The organism is Allobosea sp. RAF48 (assembly GCF_052114025.1).
Taxonomy (GTDB): domain Bacteria; phylum Pseudomonadota; class Alphaproteobacteria; order Rhizobiales; family Beijerinckiaceae; genus Allobosea.
The window spans coordinates 235,289-259,190 of the sequence record NZ_JBFRDZ010000013.1; the positions used below are offsets into that span (position 1 = coordinate 235,289).

The 23,902-nt window shown below is 67.2% G+C and carries 22 protein-coding genes; 13 read left to right on the plus strand and 9 right to left on the minus strand.

Annotation, left to right across the window (positions count from 1 at the left end; genetic code table 11):
- Positions 1-24: 24 nt before the first annotated feature.
- Positions 25-1,257 (minus strand): lytic murein transglycosylase, encoded by a 1,233-nt coding sequence (locus AB4Z10_RS22510; RefSeq protein ID WP_441472622.1) that lies wholly within the window; start codon positions 1,255-1,257, stop codon positions 25-27.
- A gap of 341 nt (positions 1,258-1,598) precedes the next feature.
- Between AB4Z10_RS22510 and rnk the strand changes: the two genes are divergently transcribed.
- Positions 1,599-2,006: a nucleoside diphosphate kinase regulator gene (gene rnk, locus AB4Z10_RS22515; RefSeq protein WP_441472623.1), complete on the plus strand. Its 408-nt coding sequence runs from the start codon at positions 1,599-1,601 to the stop codon at positions 2,004-2,006.
- Between the two features lie 181 nt (positions 2,007-2,187).
- Here the strand turns inward: rnk and galE are convergent, their stop codons facing one another.
- A complete protein-coding gene (galE, locus tag AB4Z10_RS22520; RefSeq protein ID WP_441472624.1) occupies positions 2,188-3,180 on the minus strand; it encodes a UDP-glucose 4-epimerase GalE in 993 nt (330 codons plus the stop codon).
- A 170-nt stretch (positions 3,181-3,350) separates the two neighbouring features.
- Here galE and galU point away from each other — a divergent pair, with 170 nt between their 5' ends.
- From galU to grxD, 6 genes are all read left to right on the plus strand, one after another.
- Complete coding sequence (gene galU / locus AB4Z10_RS22525) at positions 3,351-4,229, plus strand: UTP--glucose-1-phosphate uridylyltransferase GalU (RefSeq protein WP_441472625.1); 879 nt, start codon at positions 3,351-3,353, stop codon at positions 4,227-4,229.
- Between the two features lie 171 nt (positions 4,230-4,400).
- Positions 4,401-5,285, plus strand: coding sequence for a methyltransferase domain-containing protein (locus AB4Z10_RS22530; RefSeq protein WP_441472626.1), 885 nt, complete (start codon positions 4,401-4,403; stop codon positions 5,283-5,285).
- Positions 5,286-5,415: 130 nt separating this feature from the next.
- Positions 5,416-5,853 carry an acyl-CoA thioesterase gene (locus AB4Z10_RS22535; RefSeq protein ID WP_441472627.1) on the plus strand — a complete coding sequence of 146 codons (438 nt, stop codon included), beginning with the start codon at positions 5,416-5,418 and terminating at the stop codon, positions 5,851-5,853.
- A 96-nt stretch (positions 5,854-5,949) separates the two neighbouring features.
- Positions 5,950-8,160 carry a phosphoribosylformylglycinamidine synthase subunit PurL gene (gene purL / locus AB4Z10_RS22540; RefSeq protein ID WP_441472628.1) on the plus strand — a complete coding sequence of 737 codons (2,211 nt, stop codon included), beginning with the start codon at positions 5,950-5,952 and terminating at the stop codon, positions 8,158-8,160.
- A 12-nt stretch (positions 8,161-8,172) separates the two neighbouring features.
- Positions 8,173-8,409 carry a BolA/IbaG family iron-sulfur metabolism protein gene (locus AB4Z10_RS22545; protein ID WP_441472629.1) on the plus strand — a complete coding sequence of 79 codons (237 nt, stop codon included), beginning with the start codon at positions 8,173-8,175 and terminating at the stop codon, positions 8,407-8,409.
- A gap of 46 nt (positions 8,410-8,455) precedes the next feature.
- On the plus strand, positions 8,456-8,791 hold the full coding sequence (grxD, locus tag AB4Z10_RS22550) for a Grx4 family monothiol glutaredoxin (protein ID WP_441472630.1): 336 nt from the start codon (positions 8,456-8,458) through the stop codon (positions 8,789-8,791).
- Between the two features lie 41 nt (positions 8,792-8,832).
- Here grxD and AB4Z10_RS22555 read toward each other — a convergent pair whose 3' ends face one another.
- The 4 genes from AB4Z10_RS22555 to tlpA all read right to left on the minus strand — a co-directional run bounded on the left by AB4Z10_RS22555 (position 8,833) and on the right by tlpA (position 12,857).
- Positions 8,833-9,081 (minus strand): DUF1272 domain-containing protein, encoded by a 249-nt coding sequence (locus AB4Z10_RS22555; protein ID WP_441472631.1) that lies wholly within the window; start codon positions 9,079-9,081, stop codon positions 8,833-8,835.
- Between the two features lie 260 nt (positions 9,082-9,341).
- A complete protein-coding gene (locus tag AB4Z10_RS22560) occupies positions 9,342-11,072 on the minus strand; it encodes a carbamoyltransferase family protein (RefSeq protein WP_441472632.1) in 1,731 nt (576 codons plus the stop codon).
- A gap of 70 nt (positions 11,073-11,142) precedes the next feature.
- Positions 11,143-12,132, minus strand: a complete 990-nt coding sequence (locus tag AB4Z10_RS22565) for a hypothetical protein (protein ID WP_441472633.1) — start codon at positions 12,130-12,132, stop codon at positions 11,143-11,145.
- 95 nt (positions 12,133-12,227) lie between these two features.
- Entirely contained in the window at positions 12,228-12,857 is a 630-nt protein-coding gene (gene tlpA, locus AB4Z10_RS22570) for a thiol:disulfide interchange protein TlpA (protein ID WP_441472634.1), read from the minus strand.
- Between the two features lie 27 nt (positions 12,858-12,884).
- Between tlpA and argH the strand changes: the two genes are divergently transcribed.
- The 4 genes from argH to AB4Z10_RS22590 all read left to right on the plus strand — a co-directional run bounded on the left by argH (position 12,885) and on the right by AB4Z10_RS22590 (position 19,081).
- Positions 12,885-14,267, plus strand: a complete 1,383-nt coding sequence (gene argH, locus AB4Z10_RS22575) for an argininosuccinate lyase (RefSeq protein ID WP_441472635.1) — start codon at positions 12,885-12,887, stop codon at positions 14,265-14,267.
- Between the two features lie 151 nt (positions 14,268-14,418).
- Positions 14,419-14,682: an LPS translocon maturation chaperone LptM gene (lptM, locus tag AB4Z10_RS22580; RefSeq protein WP_441472636.1), complete on the plus strand. Its 264-nt coding sequence runs from the start codon at positions 14,419-14,421 to the stop codon at positions 14,680-14,682.
- Between the two features lie 147 nt (positions 14,683-14,829).
- Positions 14,830-16,113, plus strand: a complete 1,284-nt coding sequence (gene lysA / locus AB4Z10_RS22585) for a diaminopimelate decarboxylase (protein ID WP_441472637.1) — start codon at positions 14,830-14,832, stop codon at positions 16,111-16,113.
- A gap of 217 nt (positions 16,114-16,330) precedes the next feature.
- Complete coding sequence (locus AB4Z10_RS22590) at positions 16,331-19,081, plus strand: TIGR02302 family protein (RefSeq protein ID WP_441472638.1); 2,751 nt, start codon at positions 16,331-16,333, stop codon at positions 19,079-19,081.
- Positions 19,082-19,186: 105 nt separating this feature from the next.
- Here the strand turns inward: AB4Z10_RS22590 and yddG are convergent, their stop codons facing one another.
- Entirely contained in the window at positions 19,187-20,044 is an 858-nt protein-coding gene (gene yddG, locus AB4Z10_RS22595) for an aromatic amino acid exporter YddG (RefSeq protein WP_441472639.1), read from the minus strand.
- A gap of 242 nt (positions 20,045-20,286) precedes the next feature.
- On the opposite strand from yddG, the gene AB4Z10_RS22600 reads away from it, so the two are divergent.
- Both AB4Z10_RS22600 and AB4Z10_RS22605 read left to right on the plus strand, forming a co-directional pair.
- Entirely contained in the window at positions 20,287-21,489 is a 1,203-nt protein-coding gene (locus tag AB4Z10_RS22600; RefSeq protein WP_441472677.1) for an MFS transporter, read from the plus strand.
- A gap of 135 nt (positions 21,490-21,624) precedes the next feature.
- Entirely contained in the window at positions 21,625-22,863 is a 1,239-nt protein-coding gene (locus AB4Z10_RS22605) for an MFS transporter (protein ID WP_441472640.1), read from the plus strand.
- A 47-nt stretch (positions 22,864-22,910) separates the two neighbouring features.
- Here the strand turns inward: AB4Z10_RS22605 and phbB are convergent, their stop codons facing one another.
- Both phbB and AB4Z10_RS22615 read right to left on the minus strand, forming a co-directional pair.
- Positions 22,911-23,636 carry an acetoacetyl-CoA reductase gene (gene phbB / locus AB4Z10_RS22610; protein ID WP_441472678.1) on the minus strand — a complete coding sequence of 242 codons (726 nt, stop codon included), beginning with the start codon at positions 23,634-23,636 and terminating at the stop codon, positions 22,911-22,913.
- A gap of 43 nt (positions 23,637-23,679) precedes the next feature.
- Positions 23,680-23,895 (minus strand): DUF1737 domain-containing protein, encoded by a 216-nt coding sequence (locus AB4Z10_RS22615; RefSeq protein WP_441472641.1) that lies wholly within the window; start codon positions 23,893-23,895, stop codon positions 23,680-23,682.
- Between the last annotated feature and the right edge of the window lie 7 nt (positions 23,896-23,902).

Here is a 23,902-nt window from a genome sequence, read left to right on the forward strand (position 1 = left end):
CTATAGGACGGAGCGGCCCGAAAGTCAGCGCTTGCCACGCATCCGCGCCAGCAGGGCCGGTGTCGGATAGCCGTCCGGGATCTCGCCGGCGCTGATCTGGTACTGGCGCACGGCCTCCCGCGTGCCGGTGCCGATGCGGCCGTCGGCATCGTGGTTGTAGAAGCCGAGCGCCTTCAGCCGGTGCTGCAGGTCCTTGGTGCCGGCCATGTCGAGCCGGGCGGCCTTGACCGGCCAGTCGGCCTGGATCGCAGGGCGACCCATGATGCGGTCGCCGAGATGGCCGACAGCGAGCGCATAGGCGTCCGAGGAATTGTACTTCTTGATGACGTCGAAATTGGCGGTGAGCAGCATCACCGGGCCGCTGTGCCCGGCCGGGTAGAACAGCCGGCCTTCGCCGGAAGAGGGCAAGCGACCGCCGTCGACGCGGCGCAGGCCGGCCGAGGCGAAGGCGGAGAAGCTCGCCTTGTTGAGGCGATGGTCGAAGCCATCAGGCAGCGTCACTTCCATGCCCCAGGGCAGGCCCGGCACCCAGCCATAGCCCTTGAGGTAATTGGCGGTGGAGGCGATGGCGTCGCTCGACGAGTTCCAGATGTCGGCATGGCCGTTGCCGGTCCAGTCGACCGCATATTTCATGTAGCTCGACGGCATGAACTGGGTGTGACCCATGGCGCCCGCCCAGGAGCCGCGCAGCTCGCTGCGCTCGGCATAGCCCTTCTCGATCAGCTCCAGCGCGGTGAGCAACTCGTCGCGGAAGAAGTCGCCGCGATAGCGGATCGAGGCGAGGGTGGCGAGCGAGCGGATGACGTCCTTGCTGCCCTTGAAGGAGCCGTAATTGGTCTCCATGCCCCAGACGCCGAGGACGACCTCCTTGGGCACGCCGTAGCGGGCTTCGACTTGCGCGAGAACGGTCGCGTTCTCGGCGGCGGCGTCGCGACCGCGCTGGATGCGGGCGCCGCCGACGGCATTCTCCAGATAGCTCCAGATCGGAGCGCTGAACTCGGCCTGCTTCTTGGTCAGGGCGATGATGGAGGCATCCGGCGTCACGTCGCGGAAGGCGAGGTCGAAGGTCGCGCGCGAGATGCCGCGCGCTTGAGCCTGCGGCCAGAGCCGCTGCAGGAAGATGTCGAGGGAGGCGCTGGCCGGCGTCGCCTGCGCATTGCGGGCATGGGCGCCGGAGACGTTGATCGACCCGGTCGTTTGCGCCAGCGCAGGCGCCAGGCTGATCAAGGCCGAAGCTGCGATGACGGACAGGCGCATGGACACTCCCTGCGGATGCTGGATGGAAACACCATCACAGCGCCTGAACAAGATTAATCGTAGGTTAAGCGGAGCGTCACCGGAGCGCCAGCGCGGCAATTTGACAAGCCCGGGCTATTGGCCGATTCTGGCGGGATGTATAGCGCCTCCCCTTTCCGCCGCGGTCTGCACCGCTCGGGCAACGTCATCGCGGGCTTCTAGCCCCGAGTCTGTCGCGCTTGGCGCCTCCGGCTCGGGGGGCGCTTCCTCTGCATCCGTTCACCTGCGAGTTCGACCTGCGATGCCGCGCGGCTTTGTGTCCGCCGGCAGGCGCTCGCCTTTTCGACGAAAGATCCAATCCTATGACCGCCAAGCGTCCCGCCATCACCGTTACGGCAGCGGACCATGCCATGCTGAGCCGCATCGCGGCCGGCGCCGCCAACACCATGCCGGAGCTCGCCGCCGAGCTGAGCCACGAGCTCGACCGCGCCCGCATCCTGCCGGAGGGACGGGTTTCGGCCGATCATGCCCGGATCGGCAGCGTGATCGTCTATCGTGACGAGAGCACCAAGCGGGAAAGCACCATCACGCTGGTCTGGCCTGAGCATGCCGATATCGAGAAGAATCGCATCTCGGTGATGACGCCGATCGGCGTCGCGCTGATCGGCATGGCCGCCGAGCGCTCGATCGACTGGACGACGCGCTCGGGCGATGTGAAGCGCCTGACCGTGCTCGAAGTGCGCGAGCCGGCCGAGGAAGACCCCGCCTGAGGGCACCGGATTGGAGGCTGTCCGGAATCCGGCAGCCCTCGTCCTGAGGAGCGCTTCGCGGAAGCGCGTCTCGAAGGATGTTGCAGATGTCCCTGGAGCCTCTTGGAGCACCCTCCGGGACGCCATTCCCGAGGGAATGGCTCCTCGGGATGAGGGCTCGGGCGTACTAGAGAAGGGGCGTTCAGGTCGAGGCGTTCCGCGTCCTGAGCTTCTCCTCCCAGGCCAGCGCCTGGCCGACGATCTCCTCGAGGTTGTCATGCTTCGGCCGCCAGCCGAGTTCGGCCTGGATGCGGTCGGCGCGGGCGACCAGCGAGGCGGGGTCCCCGGCGCGGCGATCCGCGAGGGTCACGGGGAAATCGATCCCTGAGACCTTCTTCACGACTTCGACGACCTCCTTCACCGAATAGCCCCGGCCGTAGCCGCAGTTCAGGGTCAGGCTTTCCCTGCCGGCACGCAGATGGTCGAGCGCGGCAAGATGGGCGCGGGCGAGATCGGTGACGTGGATGTAGTCGCGCACGCAGGTGCCGTCCGGCGTCGCATAGTCGGTGCCGAAGACGGTGAGGCCATCGCGCTGGCCGAGCGCGGCCTGGCTGGCGACCTTGATGAGATGCGTCGCATTCGGCGAGGACTGGCCGGAGCGGAGCTTCGGATCGGCGCCCGCGACGTTGAAGTAGCGCAGCGCGACGTAGGAGAAGCCGTGCGCCTTCGCCGCATCCTGCAGCATCCACTCGCTCATCAGCTTGGAGCGGCCATAGGGGTTGATCGGGTTGAGCGCGATCTCCTCCGGCACCGGCGAGACCGGGGGCTCGCCATAGACCGCAGCCGTGGAGGAGAAGATGACGTGCTTGACGCCGCCGCGGACGGCGCTCTCGATCAATGCTCGGGTTTTCACAGTATTATTGAAATAATAACCAAGCGGATCGCTGACCGATTCAGGGACGACGATGCGCGCCGCGAAATGCGCCAGCGCCGTCACGCCATGCTCGGCGATCAGTTTCTCGACCAGCTCCTGATCGCCGATATCGCCTTGAACGAAGGTCGCTTCCGGCGGAACGGCCCACCAAAAGCCGGTGGACAGGTTGTCGAGCACGACCACTCGCTCGCCGCGATCCAGAAGTTCGAGGACCATGTGGCTGCCAATGTAGCCAGCGCCGCCGGAAACCAATATCGCCATTGCGTCTCTTGCCTCATCTTTGTCATGACCCGGCACTATCGAAAAACCGTTGACGGGTTCTCAAGGCCTGTCAGCTATAAGCACAGATGGCTGCCAACAATGACAGTTGTGCGGCTGTTCCGATCACTGCCCTGGCTTTGGCAAAGGCCGCCGTGCCCAATGGATTTTTCATGACGAAACGCATCCGCAAGGCCGTTCTTCCCGTCGCCGGTCTCGGCACCCGTTTCCTGCCCGCCACCAAGGCGATTCCCAAGGAGATGCTCACCATCGTCGACCGTCCGGTCGTGCAGCATGTGGTGGACGAGGCGCGGGCGGCCGGCATCGAGCACTTCATCTTCGTCACCGGCCGCAACAAGGCAGTGATCGAGGACCATTTCGACATGGCCTATGAGCTCGACGACACGCTGGCCAAGCGCAACAAGGTCAAGGAGCTGGAGGCGCTGAAGCACGACCTGCCGGCTGCCGGCGCCACCAGCTTCACCCGTCAGCAGGCGCCGCTCGGCCTCGGCCATGCCGTCTGGTGCGCCCGCGAGATCGTCGGCGACGAGCCTTTCGCGCTGCTGCTACCGGACATGCTGCATTACAGCCAGGGAAAGGGCTGCCTTGCCGAGATGATCGATGCCTATGAGCAGTATGGCGGCAACCACATCGCCGTTGCGCCGGTGCCGGATGACCAGACGCATCAATATGGCATCGTCGGCGTCGAGGATGCCAAGGCCAAGGTCTCGAAGATCACCGGCATGGTCGAGAAGCCGGCCAAAGGCACGGCGCCGTCGAACCTGCACATCTCCGGCCGCTACATCCTGCAGCCGACGATCTTAAACCTGCTCGCCAACCAGGAAAAGGGGGCGGGCGGCGAGATCCAGCTCACCGATTCGATGATCGCGCTGTCCCGGCAGGAGCCGTTCTACGCCGTGCGCTTCGACGGCGAGATCTACGACGCCGGCTCCAAAATCGGTTTCCTCGCGGCGAACGTGGCTTATGCGCTCGATCGCGGCGACCTCGGCCCGCAGCTGCGCGCCGAGATCGCGAAGCTGCTCGATCGCTGAGCGCGCTCTGTCCGGTGATCCCGGCCCTCGTCCTGAGGAGCCATTCCGGTTAGGAATGGCTCCTCGAAGGGCGATCCAGGTGGCTCAGGTGACAACTGGAGCGTCCTTCGAGACGCAGCCTTAAGGCTGCTCCTCAGGATGAGGGCTTGTATCCTTGCTGACGGTGCAAAGTTGAGTGACGACAGCCTCGTCTTCGACCGCACGCTCGGCCGTTCGCGGCTGAGACGCGCGCTTGCGAAGGACTATCCGGATTTCCTGCTGCAACGCGCGGCGGGCGATCTGCAGGAGCGGCTCGGGGCCGTGCTGCGGGAATTCGCGGTCGCGGCCGATCTCGGCACGCCGCTGCCGGTCGTCGCCCCCGTCCTTGCCGGCAAGGCGGGGCGGTTGCTGCGCATGGCGGAGGCCGAGGGGGCGCCGGCCGACCTCGTCGGCGACCTCGAAAGCCTGCCCTTCGCTGCCGGCTCGCTCAACCTCGCGGTCTCGCTGCTGGCGCTGCAGGGCGTCAATGACCTGCCCGGCGCGCTCATCCAGATCAAGCGAGCCCTCGGGCCGGACGGGCTGTTCATGGGCTGCCTGCTCGGCGGGCGGACGCTGCAAGAACTCAGGCAGGCGCTGCTCGAAGCCGAGAGCGAGACCATGGGGGGAGTCAGCCCGCGCGTGGCGCCCTTCGCCGATCTGCGCGATCTCGGAGGTCTCTTGCAGCGGGCCGGTTTCGCGCTGCCCGTCATCGACAGCGAGATCGTCACGGTGCGCTATCGCGACGCTTTCGGGCTCTTCCGCGATCTGCGCGCGATGGGCTGGGCCAATAGCCTGATCGCCCGGCGCAAGACGCCGCTGCGGCGCGAGACGCTGCTGCGCGCCGCGGCGCTTTATGCCGAGCGTTTCGCCGATGCCGACGGCCGTCTGCCGGCGACCTTCGAATTCGTCTGGCTCTCCGGCTGGGCGCCGCATGAGAGCCAGCAGAAGCCACTGCGGCCGGGCTCGGCCAAGGCGAGGCTGGCCGATGCGCTCGGCGTGCCGGAGATCAAGGCCGGCGAGAAACCGGGAGGCGAATGACCGTGGGCGTGCCGGTGCCGTCATGGTCGGGCTTGTCCCGGCCTTCCACGTCTTCCCGCGGTGACAGCCGTGTTCAAGACGTGGATGCTGGCCACAAGGGCGAGCGTGACGGTGGAGAGGCTTCCAGGACATGAGTGAGCGCCAGCCGCGTCTCTCGCGCTCAGATTTCCGCGTTTTCCGCGCCATCCCAACACGCTGGCACGACAATGACGCCTATGGCCACGTCAACAATGTCGTCTACTACGGCTGGTTCGACACCGCGGTGAACGCCTGGCTGATCGAAGGCGGCTTCCTCGACCTCGGCGGCAGCGAGACCGTGGGCCTCGTGGCCGAGACCGCCTGCACCTATTTCGAGAGCGTCGCCTTTCCGGAGACGGTGGAGGCGGGGATCGCCGTCGAACGGCTCGGCAACAGCTCGGTCACCTATCGGATCGGCATCTTCCGGCAGGGCGGGGCAGAGGCGGCGGCGCAGGGGCGCTTCACCCATGTCTATGTGCAGCGCGCCGGCCAGAAGCCGGTGCCGATTCCGGCGCCTCTCAGGGCCGCGCTGACCGCGATCCAGAGCTGAAAGCCGCGCCTGCGGCCGGAATGCGTTGTCTCGCGGGCGCAGGCAGGTTATGCCCCTGCCAAATCCCCTCGCCGGACCGCCAGGAACCCTGAGCCCGTGATTCCGAACGACACCAAGATCACCCCGCAGCTCGTCGCCGAGCACGGCCTGAAGCCTGACGAGTATCAGCGCTTCCTGCATCTGATCGGCCGTGAGCCGACGATCACCGAGCTCGGCATCGTCTCGGCGATGTGGAACGAGCACTGCTCCTACAAGTCCTCGAAGATCCATCTGAAGACGCTGCCGACCAAGGCGCCCTGGGTGATCCAGGGGCCGGGCGAGAATGCCGGCGTCATCGATATCGGCGACGGCCTCGCCATCGTGTTCAAGATGGAGAGCCACAACCACCCGTCCTTCATCGAGCCCTATCAGGGCGCGACGACGGGCGTCGGCGGCATCCTGCGCGACGTCTTTACGATGGGCGCCCGGCCGATCGCGGTGCTGGACGCGCTGCGCTTCGGCGATCCGGACCATCCCAAGACCCATCATCTCGTCTCGGGCGTCGTCGCCGGCATCGGCGGCTACGGCAACTCCTTCGGCGTGCCGAATGTCGGCGGCGCCACCGGCTTCCACACGCGCTATGACGGCAACATCCTCGTCAACGCCATGGCGGTCGGCATCGCCAAGGCCGACGAGATCTTCTACGCCAAGGCCAGCGGCGTCGGTAAGGCGATCGTCTATCTCGGTTCCAAGACCGGCCGTGACGGCATCCACGGCGCGACGATGGCCTCGGCCGAATTCGACGACAAGTCGGAGGAGAAGCGCCCGACCGTGCAGGTTGGCGACCCCTTCGCGGAGAAGCTCCTGCTCGAAGCCTGCCTCGAGATCATGGCCGCCGGCCATGTCGACGCGATCCAGGACATGGGCGCGGCGGGCCTGACCTGCTCGGCCGTCGAGATGGGCGCCAAGGGCGATCTCGGCGTCGAGCTCGACCTCGACAAGGTGCCGTGCCGCGAGGAGGGCATGAGCGCCTATGAGATGATGCTGTCGGAGAGCCAGGAGCGCATGCTCATGGTGATCAAGCCGGGCCACGAGGACGCCGCCGAGGCGATCTTCAAGAAGTGGGGGCTCGACTTCGCCGTCATCGGCCACACCACCGACACGCTGCGCTTCGTCATCAAGCATCAGGGCGAGGTCATGGCGGACCTGCCGATCAAGGAGCTCGGCGACGAGGCCCCCGAATACGACCGGCCCTGGATCGAGACCGCGCCGCAGCAGCGCATCGCGGCGGAGAGCGTGACGCCGCCCTGCGGCAATGTCGAGGCGCTGAAGAAGCTGATCGGCTCGCCGGACCTCTCCTCCAAGCGCTGGATCTGGGAACAGTACGACACGCTGATCCTCGGCAATTCGGTGGTGACGCCGGGCGGGGATGCCGGCCTGATCCGCATCGAGGACGGGCCCAAGGGCCTCGCCATGACCGCCGACGTCACCCCGCGCTATTGCGAGGCCGACCCGTTCGAAGGCGGCAAGCAGGCTGTGGCGGAAGCCTGGCGCAATCTCACCGCCGTCGGCGCGACCCCGCTCGCGATCACCGACAACCTCAATTTCGGCAATCCCGAGAAGCCGGAAGTGATGGGCCAGCTCGTTGGCTGCATCCGCGGCATCGGCGAGGCCTGCAAGGGGCTCGATTTCCCGGTCGTCTCCGGCAACGTCTCGCTCTACAACGAGACCAACGGCGTCTCGATCCTGCCGACCCCGACCATCGGCGGCGTCGGCGTCATGGCTGATGTCACCAAGCACGCGACTGTCGCCTTCAAGGCCGAGAGCGAGGCGATCATCCTGATCGGCGAGACCGCTGGCTGGCTCGGCCAGAGCGCTTATCTCGCGACCGTTTGCGGCCGCGAGGAGGGCGCCCCGCCGCCGGTCGATCTCGCGATCGAGCGCCGCAATGGCGATTTCGTGCGCGGGCTGATCGCTGGTGGCAAGGTCTCGACCTGTCATGATCTCTCGGATGGCGGGCTTGCCGTGGCGCTCGCCGAGATGGCGATGGCCAAGGGCATCGGTGCCACCATCGAGACGCTGCCGGCCGGCCCGGCCCATGCCGCGCTCTTCGGCGAGGATCAGGCGCGCTATGTCCTGACAGTTCCCGCTGCCGAGGCGGATGCCGTGATCGCGGCGGCGAAGGCTGCCGGCGTGCCGGCGCTCGCCATCGGCAAGACGGGGGGCGCCTCGCTTGCCCTGCCGGGCGAGCCGGCGATGGCGATCGCCGATCTCCGCAAGATCCATGAAGACTGGCTGCCGTCCTACATGGCCGGCAAGGCGGCCTGAGGAGTTCGACCCATGGCAATGGATGCCCACGAGATCGAGCGCATGATCAAGGCGGCGCTGCCGGATGCGGCGATCGAGATCAAGGATCTGGCGGGGGACGGCGACCACTATGCCGCGACCGTCACCTCGGCCGCCTTCAAGGGCAAGACCCGGGTGCAACAGCACCAGATGGTCTATGCCGCGCTCCAGGGGAATATGGGCGGCGTGCTGCACGCCCTTGCGCTGACGACGGCCGTTCCCCAAGATTAGAACGAAACCATCCGGCGGGCCTTGAACCCGCTTCAGGAGACAGATGATGTCCGACGTCAACGCCCGCATCGAAGCGGAAGTGAAGAACAACGACGTGGTGCTCTTCATGAAGGGCACGCCGCAATTCCCGATGTGCGGCTTCTCCGGCCAGGTCGTGCAGATCCTCAGCTATGTCGGCGTGCCCTTCAAGGGCGTCAACGTGCTCGAGGACGCGGAAATCCGCGAGGGCATCAAGGCCTATTCGAACTGGCCGACGATTCCGCAGCTCTACGTCAAGGGCGAGTTCGTCGGCGGCTGCGACATCACCCGCGAGATGTTCCAGGCAGGCGAATTGCAGCAGCTCTTCGAGGAAAAGGGCATCGCGGTGAAGCAGGCGAGCTGAGGCTCGCCCAACCCGTCAAAGCCTGCGATCGGACGGCCTTTTCAGGCCGCGGCGCATTGCGGATGCGGCTTGCGGATTCGCTCGGCAGACGCCGGGTGTTTCTCCAGCATCCGCTCCGGCCTGATCGGCCGGCGCACCAACTCGCCGCCGCAGTTCGGGCAGGCGCCGGCGAAGCGCGTCTCGGCGCAGTCGCTGCAGAAGGTGCATTCGAAGGTGCAGATCAGGGCGTCGCGCGACTGCGGCGGCAGATCGCGGTCGCAGCATTCGCAGTTCGGGCGCAATTGCAGCATGGCGTCGTCTCCTTCCGATGGGCCGGAAGAATGACCGCAAACCGGGCTGAGACCAGCGATTTCGCGTGATCCGACCGATCAACGGCGCGGATCGGTCTGAGGCGGGCCGTCATTCTCGGGCGAAGCGAAGCGCAGACCCGAGAATCTCTTGCCGAAGAAAGCTCTGGTTTCCGAGATGCCCGGGTCAAGCCCGAGCATGACGGCCAGTCACGTCTACGCAGGTCCGGCCTTCTGCCGGGTGGGGAATTTTACCCCGCTGCTCACTTCACCAGCAGCCAGTCCTCGATCACCAGCGCATCGAGCCCGCTGGTATAGAACATCAGGATCGCATCCTCCGCCGTGTGCAGGATCGGCTTGCCCATGATGTTGAAGGAGGTGTTGAGGATCACCGGCACGCCCGTCAGATCGTGGAAGGCCGAGATCAACGCGTGGTAGCGCGGATTGCGCTCTGCCGTGACACTCTGCAGGCGACCGGTCGCATCCTCATGGACGACGGCCGGCACGCGGTGGCGCACCGCTTCCTTCCAGACGAGCGTGCGCTCCATATAGGGCGCGTCCTGATAGTTCTCGAACCAGTCGGCGGCGTGCTCGGCGAGGATCGAGGGCGCGAAGGGCCGGAAGGCCTCGCGGTACTTCACCTTGGCGTTGAGGATGTCCTTGGCGTCGGCCGGGCGCGGATCGGCGATGATCGAGCGGTTGCCGAGGGCGCGCGGGCCGAATTCGGCACGGCCCTGCACCCAGCCGATCAGCTTGCCCTCGGTGAGGAGCTTGGCCGTAACGGGCGCGACCTCGTCGGGCGCGAGCTTGCGCAGCCGCTTCTCCCATAGCTGCATGCGCTCGAAGGGTTCGGTCGAGACGTGTGAGCCGAGATAGGGCGTGAGCGGCCCCTTGGGTGCGCGCCAGTCCGGGTTCGCCTCGGCATGGGCCAGCCATGCCGCGCCGATGGCGTTGCCGTCATCGGCCGGGGCGGAGGGCACGAACACCGTGCTGAAGCCGTGGCGTCCGGCGATCTTGCCGTTGAAGGAGGAGTTGAGTGCGCAGCCGCCGGCCATGACGAGGTTTTCGCTCGGAACGAGCGCGGCGGCCTCGGCGAGCAGCGCCTCCATCATCTCGGCGAAGACGTCCTGCCCGCAGCGGGCGAGGTCGGCCCAGCCCTGGTCGAGCGCATCGGCCGGGCGTCGGGCGAGGATCTCGGCGGCGACGGCCTGCACGACATCGGCCTTGGCGAAGGAGAGCTTGTCGCCGTCGATCTGATAGAGCTTGCGCAGCAGCGCCATCAGCTCCGGATCGCTCCTGCCATAGGGGGCGAGCCCCATGATCTTCCATTCTTCGCCCTTGGCCTGGTCGAAGCCGGCGAGGTCGGTGACGAGGCCGAAATAGAAGCCGATCGATTCACGCCCGCGATGGCGCTTGACCTCACGAAGCCGGCCGTTCTCCAAGGCGAAGATGGCGGAGGCGCCGGTCTCGCCCATGCCGTCGACGACGAGGCAGGCGGCGTTGTCGAAGGGCGATGACCAGCAGGCATAGGCCGCATGGCTGAGATGGTGGCCGTAGCGCTTGAGGCCGGTGACGTTGGCCTTGCCATGAGCGCGGTCGAGCCCGAGCAGCACGCCCATGCCGGCGCGTTGTTGCGCCGAATGCAGCGAGGCGATCAGGGCGCGCTCGGTGCGCTCGGGCACCAGCGAGCGGTTGAGCTCGGGCGAGAGCTTGAGCAGCGCGTCGACGGTGAAGGAGCCGGCGCGCGCCATCTGGTCGAGGAAGCCGGTGAAGTCCTCGCCCCAGCTGGTGGCGATGGTGACCTCGGCGTCCTTCGGAATGTAGCGCTTCAGCAGCCCTTCCATGCGCGGCGCCGAATCCGGCTCGCAGTTCGGCGCGCGCTTGTATTGCAGATAGCGCTCGGTCGCCTCGGCGAAGAGCACCTCGCCGCCGGGGCCGATGATCGCGATGGCAGGATCGTGGAAGGTGGTCGCGAGGCCGATCGTATAGCTCATGGGGCAGCCAATAGCCTCCCGCGCATGCGACGCCAATCGCTCAAATGCGCGGGTGGTGGGTGAAAGGGCTTTACTGGGCCGCGAATGCGACGCTGGAAGCGGTCTGCTCGACCGCCGGCTGCAGCTTCGGCATCTCGGCTTCATCCGCCATGACGATGAGGCGGACGAAGCGGCCGCCCGAGCCGATGGCGAGATATTGCGCGAAGCTTTTGTCGCTGCCGTTGGGGTGCTTGAAGGAGCCCGAGATCAAGACGCCGTCCTGGCCGGCGAAGGGGACGCGCTTGCGTTCCTTGATGTCGGCCGTCTGCATGTCGCGCGTGCTCCTCAGCATCGTCTCGGAGAGCTTCTCCTCCTGGCCGGGCTTGATGGGGGCCGACATCTGGTAGGCGACGATCATCAGCGGCTGCGTGCCCGACGGATCGACGTTGCGTTCGCCAGCGGTCATCAGCACGCCGGCGCCGCCGATGGTGTCGATGACGCGGAAGGGGGCTGCGGCCTTGAAGGCGAAGGGCAGGGCTGCGAGCTTCTCGTCGAGCGTCGCTTCCTTGCCGAGCGAGACCGAGGCGATGAGTGCCTTGACCTCGGCCGGCTGCATCTTGGCGGCTGGCGGCGCCTGCACGGTCATCATCACCGTCTTAGGCCCTCTGAACAGGGCGATCCATTTGTCGAGCTTGGTGCCGCCGGCCTCCTGCGTGCCGCTCAGCAGCGGCACCTTCTCGCCGCCTGTTCCGTCGACCTGCTCGACCTTGGTGATGTTGACCTTCTGCCGGGCGAAATTGGTTCTGGCGCTCTCGCTGTCGTTGAACAGCGTCGCGAGCTGCGGGTAGGCCTCCGCGGGCATCTCGACGATCAGGACGCTGGCCTTCGTCTTCTGGTTGGAGAGACCGGCGAAGCCGGTTGCCGGTTCGAAGCCCTTCGGCGGCACCAGCGAGACGCTGGTGCCGGGAATGGGTTTGCGCTCCTGCGCAACGGCCGATCCCGCGGCAAGGCTCAGCGCCACCGCGAGCATGATCGCTCCCACCCGGTGAAAACCCTGCTTCCGCTTGCGCAGGAGTGTCATGCTCGATCCTTTCGGCCGCTGCCGCTTGCCATTCAGCAGAACGCCGCAATGCGACGAGAGTTCGTCAACACGCCGCCATTGCCGCGACGTTGCGCTCAGGGCTTGCCGATCGCGGCCTTCATCAGCGCCTTCGAAACGGCGCTCGCCCAGTCGGCCGGGCCCTGGATGATGCCGAGCTCGCAGCCGGATTTGTCGACGATGATGCTGACCGGCATGCCCTCGACCTTGTGGGCGGCGCGCAGCGCCTGGAAGGTCGCGGCCTGCGGATCGCCGTAGAAGGGCAGGGTGGTGACCTTGTTCTCGGCGAGCCAGGTCTTCGGCTTGTCGAGGTTGCGCGTGTCGATGTTGATGGCGACGACGGCGAAATCGGGCCCGCCCATCTCCTTCTGGAGCGTGTCGAGAGCCGGCATCTCCTTCAGGCAGGGCGCGCACCAGGTCGCCCAGAGGTTGACCAGCAGCGTCTTGCCCTTCAGCGCCGCGAGCGTCATCGGCTGGCCGTCCGGCCCGGTGAAGGCGAGTTCCGGCGCTGGCTGCGGGCGGGGGCGCAGCTCTACGGCCGCGACCTCACCCTTCACCAGCGGCTTCATACGCTCGGCTGTGGTGCGCGCTGCGCTGCATGATCCGTTGCCGGCATCGCCCGTGACGGAGTAGAAGGCGGCGCCGCCGCCGAGGGCGAGGAGGGCCAGAGCCCCGGTTGCGGCCAGAATTTTCGTTCGAGACCTCATCGCGCCCTAGAAGCAGGAAAGACCGTCGTGAGCAATCGCATGTGGGGTGGGCGTTTCGCCACAGGTCCCGGCGCCATCATGGAGGAGATCAACGCCTCCATCGATTTCGACAAGAAGCTCTGGCGCCAGGATATCCGCGGTTCGCTCGCCCATGCGGCCATGCTGGCCGAGACCGGCATCCTGACGAAGGAGGATGTCGCGACGATCACGGCCGGCCTCAAGCAGGTCGAAGGCGAGATCGAGAGCGGCGCCTTCACGTTTTCGCGTGCGCTCGAAGACGTCCACATGAACGTCGAGTCCAATCTCAAGGACAAGATCGGCGCCGCTGCCGGCCGGCTGCACACCGCCCGCTCGCGCAACGACCAGGTCGCGACCGACATGCGGCTGTGGGTGCGCGACACGCTTGAAGAGATCGACGGCCAGATGGCCGATCTGCAGCAGGCGCTTGCCGAGAAGGCCGACACCTATGCCGGCGCGGTGATGCCGGGCTTCACCCATCTCCAGTCGGCGCAGCCGGTCACCTTCGGCCATCATCTCCTCGCCTATGTCGAGATGCTGGGCCGCGATCGCGGCCGCGTCCGCGACGCCCGCGCGCGCCTCAACGAATGCCCGCTCGGTGCGGCCGCTCTCGCCGGCACCTCCTTCCCGATCGACCGGCACATGACGGCGAAGGCGCTCGGCTTCGACCGCCCGACCGCGAATTCGCTCGACTCGGTCTCGGACCGCGATTTCGTGCTGGAGACGCTGTCGGCCGCCTCGATCTGCGCCATGCACCTCTCGCGGCTGGCCGAGGAAATCGTGCTCTGGGCGACGCCGCAATTCGGCTTCGTCAAGCTCTCGGACGCCTTCTCGACGGGGTCCTCGATCATGCCGCAGAAGCGCAATCCCGATGCGGCCGAGCTGGTGCGCGGCAAGGCCGGTCGCGTCTTCGGTGCGCTGCAGGCGCTGCTGACCATGATGAAGGGCCTGCCGCTCAGCTATTCCAAGGACATGCAGGAGGACAAGGAAGGCACTTTCGACGCCCTCCAGACACTCTCGCTCTGCCTCGCCGCGATGGCCGGCATGGTCCGCGACATGCAGCCCGACCTCAAGGCGATGAAGAAGGCGGCGGGTTTCGGCTACGCCACCGCCACCGATCTCGCCGACTGGCTGGTGCGCGTACTGAAGATGCCGTTCCGCGACGCGCATCATGTCACCGGCCGGCTCGTCGGAATCGCTTCCGAGAAGAAGGTCGGGCTGGAGAAGCTCTCGCTCGCCGAGATGCAGGCGGTGGAGCCGAAGATCACCGAGGCCGTCTTCGCCGTGCTCGGCGTCGACCAGTCGGTGAAGAGCCGCGTCAGCTATGGCGGCACGGCGCCCGCCAATGTCCGCAAGCAGGCGCGGCGCTGGCTGAAGCAGCTCGCGAAGTAGTGCGTCATGCTCGGGCTTGACCCGAGCATCTCTTGCACGAGATTCTCGGGTCGGCGCTGCGCTTGCCCGAGAATGACGCTTCCGGAAGCCTCGCGCTCCGCCGCATCCTCCGCTACTGTCCCGCCACGCTTCGTTCCGAGGGTTCGCTTTCGTGCTTGATTCCCGCCTGAAATTCGGCCGCGCCCTGCTGGTCGTCGGCCTGCTGGCCGTTGCACTTGCCGCCTGCGGGCGAAAGGGGCCGCTCGAGGCGCCGCCGAATGCGACGGGCGCGATCGATCTGCCCGACGACCAGATCGGCGCACAGGAGAGCGACGTCTCCTCCTATGGTTCGGCCTCGGTGCTGGCAAAGCCGGTCAAGGCCAACAAGGCTGTCGTCATTCCGAACAAGCCGTTCATCCTCGATCCGCTGATGTGACCATCATTGTTGCTGCCGCGCCGGTTTCGCGCGTCATGCTCGGGCTTGACCCGAGCATCTCCTGAAAGAGATTCTCGGGTCTACGCTTCGCTTCGCCCGAGAATGACGGCGGGGTCCACGCGTTTATCATTTGCGAGCTTTAACCCCATGCATCATTTCGCCTACCGCGACGGCTCGCTTCATGCCGAGGGCGTCGATCTCAAGCGCATCGCAGACGAGGTGGGCACGCCGGTCTATGTCTATTCCACCGCGACGATCGAGCGGCACTACAAGCTCTTCGCCGAGGCGATGAAGAAGACCGCCGGCAAGACCCATGTCTTCTACGCCATGAAAGCGAACGGCAATCTCGGCGTGCTGAAGACGCTGGGCGCGCTCGGCGCCGGCATCGACACGGTCTCCGAGGGCGAGGTGCGCAAGGCGCTGGCCGCCGGCATCGCGCCGGAGAAGATCGTGTTCTCGGGCGTCGGCAAGAGCGAGCAGGAGCTGCGTTTCGCGGTCGAGGCTGGGCTCTACCAGATCAATATCGAGAGCGAGAGTGAGCTCGACCTGCTGTCCAAGGTCGCGGCCTCGCTCGGCAAGCGGCAGGAGGCGGTGTTCCGGGTCAATCCCGATATCGGCGCCGGCGGCCACGCCAAGATCACGACCGGTTCCTCCGAGAACAAGTTCGGCGTCTCCTTCGAGGAGGTCGGCCGGCTCTATGCGCGGGCGGCGAACATGCCGGGTGTGCGGATCATGGGCCTCGCGGTCCATATAGGCAGCCAGATCCGCGAGATCGACGCCTTCGAGGCGGCCTATTCCAAGATGGTCGCGTTGGTCGGCTCGCTGAAGGGCGAGGGGCACCGCGTCGACCGGCTCGACCTCGGCGGCGGGCTCGGTATTCCCTATGATATCCCGAAGACCTTCGACTACGGGCCGGGGCTGATCGATGCCTATGCCGAGATGGTCGGCAAGGTGACGAAGGGGCTCGATGTCGAGCTCGGCTTCGAGCCGGGCCGCCTCATCGTCGGCAATGCCGGCGTGCTGCTGACGCGGGTGCTGCATCTCAATCCGCGGCCGACCAAGCAGTTCCTCGTCGTCGATGCGGCGATGAACGACCTCGTCAGGCCGGCGATGTACGAGGCCTATCACGAGATCTGGCCGGTGACGGAGCCGGTGATCGGCGGGCCCGAGGTTGCCTATGACGTCGTCGGGCCGATCTGCGAATCGGGCGACACCTTCACTGCCGGCCGGGTGCTGCCGCAGCTGCGGCCGAACGATCTCATGGCCTTCATGACGGCCGGTGCCTACGGCGCTTCGATGTCCTCGACCTACAATCAGCGCCTGCTGGTTGCCGAGGTCATGGTCAAGGGCGACGACTATGCCGTGACGCGGCCGCGCCAGAGCTATGAGGACCTGATCGGCACGGACCGGCTGCCGGGCTGGTTCGGCTGATCCACCGAGCCATTCTCGGGCGAAGCGAAGCGCAGACCCGAGAATCCTGTCGAAGCAATGCCCGGGTCGAGCCCGGGCATGACGGCACGCGCTCCGTTCACGAAACGTCGAGCGCGGTGCAAAGGCCAGTTCGGGCACTGGCAATGCCACATTCCCGTGTTAGCCTGACAAAGACAGGCAAGTTCGGACAGGAATGGGGGCCGCCCGGAGCGATGGCATGAGCGAGGCAGAGCGCCGCAAGGCGCCCGATACGATCGACGGCATCCGGCAGCGGCTTCGCCGTCTCGCACTCGCCTCGCGGGTTTCGCTTGGCTGGGAGCGGCTGTGGCCACGGCTGTGGCTGACGCTCGGGATCCTTCTCGCCTTCCTCGCCGTATCCTGGTTCGGGCTATGGACGCATCTGCCCTGGTACGGGCGGATCGCCGGCGTGCTGGTCTTCGCGGGCGCGCTGATCGGCAGCTTCTGGCATGTCGCGCGGCTCGTCCTGCCGACACATCGCGATGCGCTCGCCCGGCTCGACCGCTCCTTCGCCGGTGGGCATCGCCCGGCCTCGGCGCTGGAAGACAACCTCGCCGTCGGCTCGGCCGACCCCGTGTCGCAGGCCCTGTGGAAGCTGCATGTCGAGCGGCAGAGCCGGCAGGTCGCCGCCCTCAAGGTCGCGCCGCCGCAGCCGCGCATGGCCGGGCACGACAAGCTGGCGCTGCGCGCCGTGCCGCTGCTCGCCGCCATCACGGCCTTCTTCGTGGCCGGACCCGAGGCGACGCAGCGCCTCTCCGCCGCCTTCGACTGGAAGGGCCCGCCCGGGAGTGCGCCCTCGACGCGCATCGATGCCTGGATCGACCCGCCGGCCTATACCCGCCTGCCGCCGATCCTGATCGATTTCAACAAGCTCGCCAGTCCCAATCTCAGCGCCCCCGAGAAGTCGGTCATCGTCGTGCGCATCGCCGGCAAGACCAATATGGACGTTGCCACGACCGGGCGGCTCGAGCTCCTCAAGCCGGAGGCGAAGGAGGGGGAGGGCAAGGATGCCCAGCCCAAGGATTCGCAGGCGAAGGATGCGACCCCGGCGAAGCCGACGCAGCCCGCCGGCTCGCAGCAGGCGGTGCTGGAGAAGCGCTTCACGCTTGCCGGCAACGGCACGTTGAAGCTCACCGGCAGCGGCGCGCCAAGCGCGACGCTCCATATCACCGCCATCGCCGACCAGCCGCCGACCATCGCCTTCACCGACCCGCCGAAGCCGGTGACGGGGGCTCAGTCGGGCGGGCTCGGCATCACCTACAAGGCGAGGGACGACTATGGCATCGCCTCGATCGAGGCGACGGTCTCGCGCCCCGATCCTGCGGTGGGCGGGCGCTCGCTGGTCGAGCCGCCGAAGCAGAACCTCGCCGTGCCGCCTCCCTCCGCGGCTGAGGAGGAGATGAAGAGCACGGTCGATTTCTCGGCCCATCCCTGGGCCGGCGCGAAGGTCCGCATGGTGCTGATCGCCAAGGACGAGGCCGGCCAGGAGGGGCGGACCGAGCCGATCGAGGTCGTGCTGCCGCAGCGCACCTTCACCAAGCCGCTCGCCAAGGCGCTGGTCGAGCAGCGGCGCAAGCTTGTCATGAATGTCGATGACCGCTCCAAGGTGCAGCTCGCCATGGACGCGCTGATGATCGAGCCCGATCTCTTCATGAAGGAGACCGGCGTCTATCTCGGCATGCGCATGCTGAGCGAGCGGCTGCGCCGGTCCGGCAGCGACGATGAATTGCGCGAGGTTTCCGAGCTGATGTGGGCGATGGCGCTGCAGCTCGAGGACGGCGACATGTCCGATGCCGAGCGGGCGCTCCGGCAGGCGCAGGAGAATCTGCAGCAGGCGCTGGAGCGTGGCGCTTCCGAGGAGGAGATCAAGAAGCTCACCGACGAGATGCGCCGGGCCATGGATAATTTCATGCGCCAGCTCGCCGAACAGATGATGCGCCAGCAGCAACAGAACGGCGATCAGAACCAGGCGCAGCTCCCGGAGAACTTCCGCACGGTGACGCCGCGCGACCTGCAGAACATGCTCGACCGTATCGAGGAATTGTCGAAGCGCGGCGACATGGCCGAGGCGCAGCGCCTGATGGAGCAGCTCAACCAGATGCTCAACAATCTGCAGATGGCGCGCCCTGGCCAGCGCGATCCGCGCCAGAACCAGATGAACCAGGCGCTCGGCGATCTCGACCGGATGACGCGCGACCAGCAGAACCTGCGCGACGAAACCTATCAGAACGAGCAGCGCCGGCAGGGTCAGGGCCAGACCCAGCGCGGCCAGCGCCCGGGCCAGCAGCAGGCGCGGCCCGGTCAGCGGGGCCAGCAAGGGCAACAAGGCCAGCAGGGACAACGGGGCCAGCGCGGCCAGCAGCCCGGTCAGCAGCCGGGCGAGCAGGGGGAGGATGGTGAAGGCGGCGAGGGTATGCAAGGCCAGAACGGCCAGGGTCAGGGCCTCTCCCAGCGCCAGCAGGCCCTGCGCGAGCGGCTGCAGGATCTGCAGCGACGGATGCGCGGCATGGGCGCGCCGCAGAATGGCGAGCTCGGCGAGGCCGAGGATGCGATGCGCGATGCGGAGCAGCAGCTCGGCCAGGGCCAGGGTGAAGGCGCGCTCGATGCGCAGGGCCGTGCCCTCGATGCGCTGCGCCGGGGCGGCCAGAACCTCGCCCAGCAGATGCAGGGCCAGCCCGGCGAGGGCGAAGGCGAGGGCAACGCCTATGGCGAGCCTGACGGGCGCCCTGCCGGCCGGCCCTCGGCGCAGCAGCGCGGCAGCGAGGACCCGCTCGGCCGGCCGCAGCGCCAGCGCGACTGGGCCGATGGCCGGGTCAAGGTTCCCGGTGCCGATGAGAGCGCGACCCAGCGTGCACGGCGCATTCTCGAAGAGCTGCGCAAGCGCCTCGGCGATCCGCTGCGCCCGGCCGAGGAGCTGGATTATCTGGAGCGGCTGCTCAGGCGGAATTGAGCGATTTTTGCAGCCGTCATGCTCGGGCTTGACCCGAGCATCTCGGAAACCGGTGCCTTCTCGTCATCAGATTCTCGGGTCAAGCCCGAGAATGACGCTCTCGCTCTAGGCTTTCCGGCCGCCGCCGCTCGCCACCAGCGCGCCGACGACGATGAGGGCGCAGGAGGCCCCGAGCAGCCAGCTCGCCGGGGCATAGCCGAAGAGCACGAGGATCAGTGTCGAGAGCACCGGCGCGGCATAGGAGGCGACGCCGAGCAGCGCGACGTCGCCCTGCTTCATGCCGATATCCCAGACGACGAAGGCGAGCCCGATCGAGCCCAGCCCGAGGCCGAGCACGCCGGCCCATTCCACCGCCGTCAGCGACCAGAGCGTGGTCTCCAGCATGAAATGGAGTGCCAGCGCGGGCACGGCGCAGCCCAGCATGGTGACGCACAGACTCTCCGAGGGCACGTCGGCGAAGCGGCGCGAGGCCACCGAATAGCTCGCCCAGACGAAGGCGCCGAGTGCCGCCAGCACATGGCCGAGCGCGATCCCGCCGCCGGTTCCGAGCCCGCCGGAGACCAGAAGCCCGGTTGCGACGAGGCCAATCAGCGCGCCGATCAGGTGGCGAGGCTTGAGGCCGCCGCCCGGCAGCAGCGCCGCGAAGAGCACGATCAGGAGCGGCCAGAGATAGTGGATCAGGTTCGCCTCGGCCGGCGGGGCGCTCTTCACTGCCGCATAGTAGAGCGCGGTGTCGCCGAACGGGCCGTAGAGGCCGAGCGCGAAGGAGGCCGGCGTTGGCCTGATGCGCGAGAGGCCGCCGCGCAGCGCCGTGATCGCGAGGATCAGCACGCCGCCGATGGCGAAGGTCATCGCCACGAGCTGGAAGGGCGGAACGCGCCCCGACATCGCGGTGAAGAGCGCAAGCGTCGACCACAGCAGGATCGCGCAGAAGCCGATGAGGGTGGCGGTGCGGGAGGTCATGGAGGCTCTGCGGGCGTCGGAATTCTGCGGCGATAGCAGGTTTTGCCGGGCTTGCCGATGGGTGGGTGCCGGGCGCGGTGAAGTAAGCGCCGGACAACGCCGGGAACGCTCCCCTTGCTGTCGATGTTTCGGAGTTTCGGGTGGATGCTGCGCCGCAGCACAGCTCGGGCGCCATGGGCGCCATGCTTCCGGCGCCGTGCCGGGGCGTTGACCGCGCCGGCAAGGAGGATCATGGCTCGAAAATGACCTCGATCCCGCTGCAATCCGTCGCCCGTCGTCCGTTGATGCCGGTTCTGGCCGCGCTGAGCGTCGCACATCTGCTGAACGACCTCGTCCAGTCGATGATCCCGGCGCTCTACCCGCTGATCAAGGACGCCTATCAGCTCGATTTCGTGCAGATCGGCCTGATCACGCTCGCCTTCCAGGTCACGTCCTCGCTGCTGCAGCCGCTCCTCGGCTATGTCACCGACCGCAGGCCCTGGCCCTATGCGATGGTCGCCGGCATGTGCGCGACGCTGTCGGGGCTGCTGCTGCTCTCCTTCGCTCACAGCTACGGCGTCGTGCTGATCGGCGCGGCGATGATCGGCCTGGGCTCGGCCGTATTCCATCCCGAGGCGACCCGCATGGCGCGCCACGCGGCCGCCGGCCGGCAGGGGCTGGCGCAGGGCGTCTTCCAGGTTGGCGGCCATATCGGCTACGCTATCGGCCCGCTGCTGGCGGCGATGATCGTGGTGCCGCGGGGGCAGGAGAGCCTGTCCTGGTTCTCGGGCGTCGTGCTGGTGGCGATGCTGGTGATGGGCTGGCTCGGCTCGCGCTATTCGGCGATGCGGCGCGAGCAGAAGTCGTCCCCGGTGCATGCCGAGGAGATTGCGGATCACGGCCTGCCGCATGGCCGCGTGCTGCTGGCGATGGCCGTCCTTGTTCTGCTGCTGATCTCGAAGAACGGCTACACTGCCGCCTTCACCTCCTACTACACCTTCTACCTGATCGAGCGCTTCGGCATCACGCTGCAGGTCTCGCAGATCATGCTGTTCCTCTATCTCGTCGTCGGCGCGGCGGGCGTCATCCTCGGCGGCATGATCGGCGACCGTATCGGCCGCGACCGGGTGATCTGGCTGTCGATCCTGGGCTCGCTGCCCTTCGCGCTGGTGCTGCCCTATGCCGACCTGTTTTGGACCGGCGTGCTCAGCGTCATCATCAGCTTCGTCATGGCGAGCGCCTTCTCGGCGATCCTGATCTACGCGATCGACCTCGTGCCGCACCGCGTCGGCCTCGTCGGCGGGCTGTTCTACGGCCTGTCGTTCGGGCTCGGCGGCATCGCCGCGGCCGGGATCGGCGCACTCGCCGACCAGATCGGCATCATCCAGGTCTTCAAGATCTGCGCCTGGCTGCCGGCCGTGGGCCTGCTGACCTTCCTGCTGCCCAAGGGCAAGCGCCACGCCTGAGCGGTCACCGCGCCACCCTGCTTTCCCCAAGGCCGCCGGCAGTCACCGGCGGCCTTGACGCATTGAGCCCACATTCCCTCGCTAGCGCTGACGGCTGTCCGGCCGATGCGACGGCCGCTGCGGAGAGGTTGGCCGATGCTGCTTCAGATCGGAACACTGATCGCCGCGACGAGCCTGGTGCAGCTCGCGAACGGCTTCTTCAACACCTTCCTGTCGCTGCGCGTGACGCTCGAGGATTTCGGCGCGACCGCGACCGGCATCGTGCTCAGCGCCTATTTCGTCGGCTTCACCATCGGCGCCGTGACCAGCGGCGGGGTAATCCAGCGTGTCGGCCATATCCGCGCCTATGCGGCCTTCGCCGGGATCGTGGTCGTCGCGACCGCACTGATGCCGCTCTGGACCTCGGTGCTGGTCTGGGCGGCCAGCCGGATGGTGATCGGCCTCGGCTGCGTGGGGCTCTTCGTGACCACGGAAAGCTGGCTCAACGCGAAGGCTCTGCCGGACCAGCGCGGGCGGGTCTTCTCGACCTATATGGTCGGCACCTTCCTGGCGCTGGCCATCGGCCAGCTCGCCATCGTCGGCCTCTCGATCGACTCTGCCGGGGCGTTCCAGGTCGTCATCGCCCTCTTCGCGCTGGCGCTGGTCATGGTCAGCACCATGCGGGCGGAGGCGCCGGGCCTCGCCTCGGAAGCGACGCTGCGCTATGGCGAGCTCTCACGGCAGGCGCCGATTTCCGTCATCGGCTGCATCGTCAGCGGCATCATCACCAGCTCGTTCTATGCGCTGGTGCCGGCCTGGATGCTGAGCAACGGCATCCCGCAGCAGACCATCGCGCTGTTCATGCTGGTCGCGGTGCTCGGCGGGCTGGCGCTGCAGGTGCCGGTCGGCCGGCTTTCGGATCGCCACGACCGCCGCCTCGTGCTGGCGGGGCTTGCCGTCGGCTACGCAGGGGCCGTCGTGCTGCTGCTGGCGATGCCGCGCTCCCTCGTCACGGTGCTTCCGGTCGCGGCGCTGCTCGGCGGCTTCATGTCGACGCTCTATCCGGTCTGCGTCGCCCATGCGCTGGACCGGATGCCGGCCGACCGCGTGGTGGCGGTGAGCGGGCGGCTGATCCTGGTCAGCGGCTTCGGCTCGGCGCTCGGGCCGCTGGTCGGGGCCGGCATCATGGCGCGCTTCGATATCAACGGGTTGCTCTATTTCATGGCAGCGTGCGCATTGGTGCTGGCAGCGATCGCAGGCCTGCGCATCCGCATGCGGGAGGCGCCCGACAAGGTCGGGCGGCCCTTCGAGGTCATCGACCCGCTCAATCCGCCGATCGCGCAGGAGCCGGAGGCGACCGAGATCGACGGAACGCCCCGCCCGGCCATGGCCTGAGCAGAGGAAGGCAGCCCGCCGTCCGTTGCCGGACGGCGGCGCAAGCTTCAGGCCATGTACTGGCCGCCATTGGCCGAGACGGTGGAGCCGGTGATGAAGCCGGCATCGTCGCTGGCCAGGAACACGACCGCCCGCGCGATCTCCTCGGGCTCGCCGAGGCGCCCGACCGGGATATGCGGCAGGATCGACTTCTCGATCACGGCCGGGTCGATCGCCTTGACCATCTCGGTCGCGATGTAGCCGGGGCAGATCGCGTTCACCGTGATGCCGGCCCGTGCGCCCTCCTGCGCCAGCGCCTTGACGAAGCCGATGTCGCCGGCCTTGGCGGCGGAGTAGTTGACCTGGCCCATCTGGCCCTTCTGGCCGTTGATCGACGAGATGCAGATGACGCGGCCGAACTTGCGGGCGCGCATGCCCTCCCAGACCGGGCGGGTCATGTTGAAGAGCGAGTTGAGGTTGGTGTTGATGACGGCGTCCCACTGATCCTTGGTCATCTTGTGGAACATGCCGTCGCGCGTAATGCCGGCATTGTTGACGAGCACGTCGACCGGGCCGAGCTCGGCCTCGACCTTGGCGATGCCGGCGACGCAGGAATCATAGTCCGAGACGTCCCATTTATAGGTCTTGATGCCGGTCTCGGCGGTGAACTTGGTCGCCGCCTCATCATTGCCGGCATAGCTCGCCGCCACATGGTAGCCGGCCGCCTTCAGGCCTTTCGAGATCGCAGCGCCGATGCCGCGCGAGCCCCCCGTAACCAGCGCCACTTTCGTCATAGCCATTCTCCCTCTTTGTGAAACCCTGCGCGGCTTGCTGCCGTCATTGTTCGGACAGTTTCAGCGTGGGCGCGTAGGGCACGTCCACGTCCTTGATGATGGCCTGACCACAGACGACACGGCCCTGGACCGCGTCGAAGGTCAGGGCAGGCTGGCCGTAAAGCGACCAGCCGAGGCTCAGCGCTTCGCTGACCCGATGACAGAACGAGGCGTCATCGGGGCCGGTGAGATAGCGATAGAGCGTCGTGCGCTTCGCCATCGCCGGG